Consider the following 8,239-nt stretch of genomic DNA (forward strand, 5'->3'; position numbering starts at 1 on the left):
CAAGTTGGGATAAGTCTAACTGACGGACATCGCGACCTTCAAATAAAGATGTCAGCTCGATCCCGACGCCCTTTGTTACCAAAGTACCGATGGCTGTCAACAAACCTTTTAGTCCTGAGCCTTGTCCGTCTAGGGATACGGCGGTATAATTCTTGCCTTCTAGAATTTGGCTGACTAACTTGGTGAGGATGCTCTTGGGGCCAACTTCTACGAAGATCCGCGCTCCGTTATCGTACATGGCATTAATTTGGGCCACAAATTCCACGGAGCTGAGCAGGTGTTCGGATAATTGCTCGCGGATCGCGTCGATGTCCGATTTGTAGGGAATGCCGGTGGAATTACCGTAAACCGGAATTTTAGGAGGCTGAATTTTGGCTTGGCCGATCGCTTGGGTTAAGCTTGCTTGGGCGGAGGATACTAAGGCGGAGTGGAACGCACCGGCAACGGGAAGCATCCGCGCCATTATTCCGGCTACGTTCAAGCTATCGACGACTTTGCCGATCGCTTCTTTTTCGCCGGAAATGACTGTTTGGCGGGGTGCGTTGTGGTTGGCTATAGATACCCTATCTACCCCCACAAGGCGGGTGAGTAAGTCTTCGCGGGTGGTCTGCACCGCCGCCATCGCTCCGTCAGAAGCAGCGCAAGCAGCTGCCATCACCTTACCTCTGGTTTCGGAAAGGCTGAAAAAGTCTTCTCTGGACAAAACTCCAGCGCAGTGAAGGGCAGCGTATTCTCCGTAGCTGTGTCCGGCTACCATGTCGGGTACAAGTCCCAGCTTTGCCAACACATCCATAAAGCCGGCTTCGATCGCTCCCAAGGCGGGTTGAGCGATTTGGGTATCGGTGAGCGCTTGTTGGTTGCGGACATCTTCGGCGTCGGAATAAGCGCTGGGGGGATAGATGTACTGACGCAAAGGTTTGGGCAAGCGATTTTGCAACTGCGCGTCTGCCAGTTCTACAGATTCGCGCATTTCTTGGAAGTACAGCGCTACTTCGCGACCCATGTCTGGATATTGCGATCCTTGTCCGGGGAACAAGAAGGCTATTTTGTCAAGGGTTTGTTTTGGATCGTTGCTTGTAACTGACCACTGATTTTTGAGAAATATCAGATTCAGTTGCACATAAGGAGGCAATTTTACTGATGTATCGCCACCTATGTGCAAGAGGATCGACTCTAGGGTTTCTTTGAGTTTTTCTAAGCTTTCGGCGACAAAAGCCAAACAAACTGGGTCGGCGGCTCTCTCTTGTGCTAGTTTGGCGTAGGTGTAGGCTAAATCGCGCAGCGTGGGTAAAGCTCCTGCGGCTAAAGCATCTTTGAGGTGGCGCAGCTGTTTTTCTAAGTCTTGGCGATCGCTCGCTTTCCACACGAACAGCTCGACTACCCAATTTGGGGAACCTGGGGCAACACTGACTAAATTACCTTGGTATTCTTCTAATACGGCGTGGAAGTTGGTTCCCCCAAATCCGAAAGCACTGACTGCCGATCGACGTGGGTTGTTTGGGTTGGCTAACCAAGGTTTGGCTTCTTTTAATAGATATACCGGACTTTCTGGATTGCTAATCGGGTCGAGGGGATTTTCGACATTGATGTGCGGTGGCAGAACTTTGTGGTGCAAGGATAAAGCGATTTTCACTAAACCTGCCACGCCGGCGGTACTCTTGGTGTGGCCGATCGTCGTTTTGACAGATCCCACTACACAAGATTTACTGGCAGCTTCACTTTCTTTGAGAGTGGTGACAATTGTTTCTAATTCGGCTCGATCGCCTGCTGCTGTACCGGTACCGTGTGCTTCGTAAAGACCCACTGTATTCGGTGCGAAACCGGCTTTTTCGTAGGCGCGTTTTAAGGCTCGCATTTGTCCTGCGGGTAAAGGAGCTGTCATGCTCAATCCTTTGCCGTCGCTGGAACTGGCTACGGATTTGATGACGGCGTAGATGCGATCGCCATCTCGTTCGGCATCTTCTAATCGTTTCAGAACCAGAATTGCTATCCCTTCACTAATAGCAATGCCATCGGCACTTTTATCAAAAGTCCGCGATTTGCCTCGTGGCGAGAGTGCTTGTGTTTTGCTGAAACACATATAGGCAAAAGGACTTTGAACTGTATCTACTCCGCCAGCAATAACGACATTGCTGCGACGTGTTTCTAGCTCCCTCACCGCTTGATATACTGCTGCTAAGGAGGATGCACAAGCTGCATCAACTGTAAAGTTGGAGCCGCCAAAATCGAAACGGTTGGCTACTCTACCTGAAATTACGTTGAGCAGCAAACCTGGGAAAGATTCTTCCGTCCATTCTGGTAACCGTTCCCAAACTTCTTGGGATGGGTTATCGATAAATCGGGGAATTTCCGAGCGTGTGGCGTATTGCTGGCCAAGGTCTGCAATACCGCCACCCGCACCCAAGATTACAGAAGTGTTTTCGCGATCGAAATTCCCATCTGCCAATCCCGCATCTGCCAAGGCGCGACGGACTGCTTCTAAGGTGAGCAGCTGCAAGGGTTCGATCGATTTTAAGGATTTGGGGGGGATGCCAAATTTCATCGGATCGAACGCTACATCGTCTATAAATCCTCCCCATTTGGAATAGATTTTGTCGCGGGCGTTGCGATCGGCATCGTAGTACAATCGCCAATCCCAACGATGAGCTGGAATTTCGGTGACTGCATCTATTTTGTTGAGAATGTTATCCCAGAATGTTTGTTTATCTTGTGCTTTGGGCAGTAATGTTGATATGCCGATAATGGCAATATCAGATGGATTTGGGATTTTGGATTCTACTTCGCTAACTGATGCGAAAGATTCCAGCAGTTTGCTACTGTTTTCCGAAACATCTTTGTGCAAAGATTCGATCGTACAAATTTTGTTGCGTAAAGTCGCAACTTGGCCGATCATGTACATCCCGTCAGTCAGTTGTTTATCTGACTCTACGGTAGTAATTTCGCTCTTCTCCCGCTTTAAGCCTTTGGAAGCTATTCGCAAACGTCCTAAAGTAAGGTCTTCTAAGGCATCTTTGATTTCTTCAGGAGAACTGCCGGCTGCCATCATACGGCGACGAGTATCGTAAAATTCTTGTGCGAATGGGGTAACGGCACAACGGCTGGCGTGACCTGGGCCGGTTTCCAGGTTGATTGTACGCTGGCAGGCGATCGCTTGTTCTTGAAATCCTTTGACGATTGCGCCACAGGATACTGCTTCTTCGGTAAATAGATAAGCGCTGCCCATCAGCACTCCGATCCGGATACCTCTTTTTACCAGAGGCGCTGCCATTGCACTCACCATTGCCGCCGAAACAGCATCGTGAATGCCGCCTGCAAACAAAACGTGAATTTCAGTTTCTTTACCTGGGGGAACTTCTGCTAGCAAGGTTTCGATCGTGCTTTCCCACAGTAAAAAGCTACACAACGGCCCTACGTGACCGCCGCATTCCCGACCTTCAAACACAAATCGCTTTGCTCCCTGTTCGAGGAACATTTTCAGCAAGGCAGGGACGGGTACGTGAATATAGGTGGCAATGCCTTCTGCTTCTAAGTGAGCTGCTTGGTCTGGACGCCCTCCGGCTATTAAAGCAAAGGGTGGTTTTACTTCTTTAACTACTTGTAGTTGTTCTTGTCGCAAGGCGTGGGGAACAAAACCCAGGATGCCAACTCCCCAGGAGCGATCGCCCAGTATTTGTTTGGTTTTATACAATAAGTCTTTAACTTGCGGGCCTCGCAACAATGCTAAGGCTAATAAGGGTAAACCACCAGCGGCAGATACGGCATCAGCGAATTCAGCGGTATCGCTGACGCGGGTCATCGGCCCTTGGACGATCGGATATTGAGTTTTGTGAGATACAGCTAAAGGTGAGTGCTGCTGAAGCGGTGGCTGCGCTTGTACTGTTCTGACACGCTCTAAGGAGGTATTTAGTAGCGCTTGTATAAATCTACCTGTAGTTTTGTAGCGATTCGCGTAGGTAGCGGCCAAACCTACAGATTGTCCCATCGGCCAAGCTATTTTACCGGGCTCTCCCCAACCTATCAGCTGGTTAGCTTGGTGTTGCCAGCGTTGAGTTATTTTCGATGCCGGATCTGCTTCTAGCTCTAATTTTTCCGCCTGTTGTTGTAAAGTTTTGATTACCTGGAATCCGGGTCTGGACAAAATGCGGCAATTGCGTTGCAGTCTTTCGCCGATGACAATGGCTTCTTGACCGTTGAGGTTGTTGAGGTAGCGCTGCCATTCTGTCGGTAAGGGAGATTCCGGCATCAGCCATAACTGGTCATCCAAGATTACACCGGCAGCACCGACGGCGCGACAAGCTGCTGCTGTATGAATGCCGATCCCACCCTGTACGTAGACTGGCAACGACTGTCTGGCTATGAGTTTTTGCGTCAGTACAAATGCTGAGTCTTCCCCTACCCAACCGCCAGCTTCGTGTCCTTTGGCAACTATGCCGTCTATGTTCGGGTTTGAAATGTTTAGGTCGGTAATTTGGTCTGTATCTGTGACTTCCAGCAGCAGTTTGCGGCTGGATGAGGCTGGTAGGGATGCGATCGTCTTTTTGAGGTTTTGGGCGTTCCAGCCGCACAGAATCAAGCAATGCGGGCGATCCAAGAGTTTTTCTACAAGAGATGCCAATGCTGGGATTGCTTCTGAGCGTAAACGCAATCCCACAGCATTCTGGGCTCCTACCAGGTCTAAAAGCTTGTTTAAATGCTCAGTTGCTTTCTTTATGTCCGCATATCTACAAAATTCTGTATCTAGCACCCCTATTCCCCCGGATCTACTTGTCGCAACTGCTATGCCGGGACGATCTAGTTCTATGGGACTTATGGACAAACAAGCAAACATACTATCCATGAGTTTTTGCCTATGAAGGGTGGGTCGGACTAGGGCTGGAACAACACTTTTAGCTACAACTGTTGAAAGTCAACTTCCTGATTCCGGGTTTGAGAAGATAGTTGGGATTACGTATCTATGTTTTAAAGCATATACATTTCATTTGTATTCGCTGTACCTATACTTCGTCAAATAGTTTTACATAATCTTCATCGTTACCGGGGTATGTTTAAAGTTCTTTTGAATTTGGACTTAAGGTGGACTTTTTGATCTAGTCTTAGTGGATAGATTTTGGTAGTAATCATTACCTCTATCTTTATGAATATTTTTCTCAAGGTTATGACATCCGAGCTACTTAGTTATAGATTGCACATCGATAGTGAATATACTGGGGCCGCGAGAAGTCAGCGACGCAAAAGTGACTTACCCAAAAGATTACTCCCTTAGCGCTCAAAAAATATGTATTGCATTTTTAGGCAAAGAACGGGAAAAAAGAATAACAGGTACTTGCGATCGATAATCATCCGGAGGGAAGAGAGTAATATCGTTTCCGGTTACGTCTGAATTATTAACGCCACAGAGGAGCAGAAGGGGATTAAATGAAGGCATAACAGCCTAGAGCGCCAGCCCAGTAAAAGAGGTTGACAAAAGAAATGAGGTTATGTATGTCTATATAAACCTCGGCAGGGCGAAGCTAACGGAGCAGAAAAATTGTTGCCGCGATCGATTGTCGCCCAAATGCTGAGCCCCTACACAATACATATTTCGTTCTTTTTATCAATTTATTCTACTGGGCTGGCGCTCTAGCTCTACTAAAACGCGATCGCCAACCTGTACTGACTATTAAATTTTCTACTGTCAAATCAACGAGATATTCTAGGGATTTATACCTTCTAAAAAAGGCACCTCAAAACACTTTTCGTGCATAACTGGGCCATGACCGAAATAACCATCTTCGCCAAATAGTTCTCCGTGATCGGCGGTGATGATGATATGGGTATTGGCTGGACATTTGTCAAACAAATCCGCCAAAAGCCCGTCTACGTATTCAACGCACTTAATTTGCTGCTTGTGCAAACGCTGCATTTCTTCCGCATCAAAGAAAGTTTTTTCTGATTGTTCGTCATTCCCAGCCAGAATAAACTCATCCATTTTTTTAAAGACACCGTGAACGCCCGATATATGAGGCAAGTCTTCACCTTCGAGCATATATGGATAGTGAGTTTCACCCAAATTGAGGAAGTAAAATCGCGGTTCTTGAGTGGGAAATTCTATTTCTCGCACCATTGAGGCGAAATCGTTATGATTTCCCATCAATTTATAATCATCAAAAAATTTATTGATACTGGTAAATTGGTTGAGAACGGGTAGGGAAACCCGTGCGATCGTCCGATAGCCTTGGTCTTTCAAAACTTTGGGTAAAGAAAGTTGAGGCACAAAAGTTTTGAAAGACAAGTTGGGAATCCCTAAGCGATCGACCCATTTAGCGAACTCATGCTTGTATACCTCAGAGGCAAACACGCCACGCGGACTGGTATGGGGAACCATTCCCATCAGCATTGCATAGTGAGAAGGCGATGTCCAAGAAGCATAGCTGTAGCGACGCTCCGCCAGACCCAACTTATCCATATTTGGTGTGGATGCTGCCTGATAGCTGTCATACCGACAGCTATCCATAATGATGTATACAAGATGATTCGGCATAAATCCTACGGGTCTATTTTAAAGTACTTTTTCCCTGACGGCGTTGTTGGAAGTTTTGACGCGCACGAGTTTGAGCTTGTGTAAGCTGCTGAAGTGCCAGGGATCTGTAGGAAGAGATCAAGTTGGGGGAACTCGTATCATCTTGTTCTAGTATGGCATCGAGTTCTGCCAATTCATCTGGGATATCTCCAGCTTCCGAAGCTGCCAAACTAGCAGCGCGGTATTCTTCTGCTGCTTCCTTAGTTAGACCCTGACGCTGATAAATGTCGCCCCAGAGTTGATGTGTCTTCGCGGCGAGCTGCTTGACGCGAGGAACTTGATTCAACATTTCGATCGCTTCTTCTAGTTCGTTATTTTGAACCAACGCTTCTATTAATCCCAATCTAGCCGCTGGAGGCATTTCGGGGTTCAATGATACCGCTTTTTCAAAAGCTTCTTTCGCACCCTTGTAATTTTTTTGTTCTGTATAAATGCGCCCTAGTGCTTGATACGCACGCCATGCCTTAGAATCTACATTTATCGCTGTCTTGATTTCGGAAACTGCATCTGGAAGCTTACCTTGTGTTTGATAGATTTGCGCCAGTTGCAAGCGCACTGGGACAAGTCGAGGGTCTAAGCGCAGTGCCTGACGGAACTGCTCTTCCGCTTGGGCGTATTTTTCTTGCTTAACCAGAATCCGACCTATACTTTGATAAGCTTGTGTAGAATTTGGGTCAATGCTGAGAGCGGTTTTAAATTCTTCCAGCGCTTGTGCCAGATTATCCTGTCTTAAATACACCCTTCCTGCTGCTAGCGGTGCTTGCACCATCAGCGGATCTAATTTTTTTACCGCCTTAAAATGTTCTAAAGCTTCCTCGTAACGTTCTTGCCTCAGCAACATATTTCCTGCGCCCAGATGAGCGGGTTTAGAAGCTGGATTATCTTTTAAAATCGCTTCAAACTCCGATAAAGCTTCGTCAAAACGCTTTTCTTTTGCCAGTGCAAATCCTACCTTAACTTGCTCGCGTTCGTTTTTACCTAAACGCTTTACTTGAGGTGTAAAGTTAGCCATGAATTTTTACCGTGAAAAATTTATTGCTATTCCAACTTTAGCACACCTATCTGGAAAAGCAATAAATTTAATCTTGATTTAAAATAAATTTAGATACATCTGGTATTTTAGGAACAGTTTTCGCAATAATGTAAACATAACCTAAATATTGCGATCGGAGAATGGTATTGTTATGTATAAATATTTACAAAATCGCTTCCGTAAAAACCTAATTATTACACCCATAACAAAAAAAGATGCACAAACCAAATTTTATTTAGTCAAAGATCCAACTTCAGGCGAGACTTTTGAGTTTGGTGAAGAAGAATATTTTCTCTGCCAAGCAATGAATGGAACTTCTACGCCTTCGCAGATATTATCTGCTTTTAAAAGCCGTTTTGAACTTTCCATGAATGAAGAAGAATTCAATCAATTCTCAGAGCAAATAGCTAGATTTGGCCTTTTGGAATCATTAAATGAGCAGGCTATTTTAAATCCAGAAATATCTAAAAAAAACCGATATGGCAGGCATAAAATTAAAAAAAAAATATTAGTACCGAACGTAAAATAGCAAGAAAAGATTTTCCAAAATATCACAGGAGCAAGAACAAAACAAAGCAAGAAAAAAAATACATTTGGTGTATTGACGAACCCGGTTATATATTTACTCCTATGGCAGGCTTTTTTAG

General features: G+C 45.9%; 4 protein-coding genes. 1 reads left to right on the top strand and 3 read right to left on the bottom strand.

Annotation, left to right across the window (positions count from 1 at the left end):
- The 3 genes from H6S82_RS10670 to H6S82_RS10680 form a co-directional block, all read right to left on the bottom strand.
- Positions 1–4,837 (bottom strand): type I polyketide synthase (locus tag H6S82_RS10670; protein ID WP_191056209.1); only part of this gene is annotated, 4,837 nt, incomplete at its 3' end.
- 855 nt (positions 4,838–5,692) lie between these two features.
- Positions 5,693–6,520, bottom strand: a complete 828-nt coding sequence (locus tag H6S82_RS10675) for a sulfatase-like hydrolase/transferase (protein ID WP_190467270.1) — start codon at positions 6,518–6,520, stop codon at positions 5,693–5,695.
- A gap of 13 nt (positions 6,521–6,533) precedes the next feature.
- Positions 6,534–7,571, bottom strand: a complete 1,038-nt coding sequence (locus H6S82_RS10680; protein ID WP_190467272.1) for a tetratricopeptide repeat protein — start codon at positions 7,569–7,571, stop codon at positions 6,534–6,536.
- 172 nt (positions 7,572–7,743) lie between these two features.
- Here H6S82_RS10680 and H6S82_RS10685 point away from each other — a divergent pair, with 172 nt between their 5' ends.
- On the top strand, positions 7,744–8,121 hold the full coding sequence (locus H6S82_RS10685; RefSeq protein WP_191056210.1) for a hypothetical protein: 378 nt from the start codon (positions 7,744–7,746) through the stop codon (positions 8,119–8,121).
- Positions 8,122–8,239: the final 118 nt, after the last annotated feature.

Origin of the sequence: Planktothrix sp. FACHB-1355, from assembly GCF_014748295.1 — a bacterium.
GTDB classification, from domain to species: domain Bacteria; phylum Cyanobacteriota; class Cyanobacteriia; order Cyanobacteriales; family Aerosakkonemataceae; genus Aerosakkonema; species Aerosakkonema funiforme_A.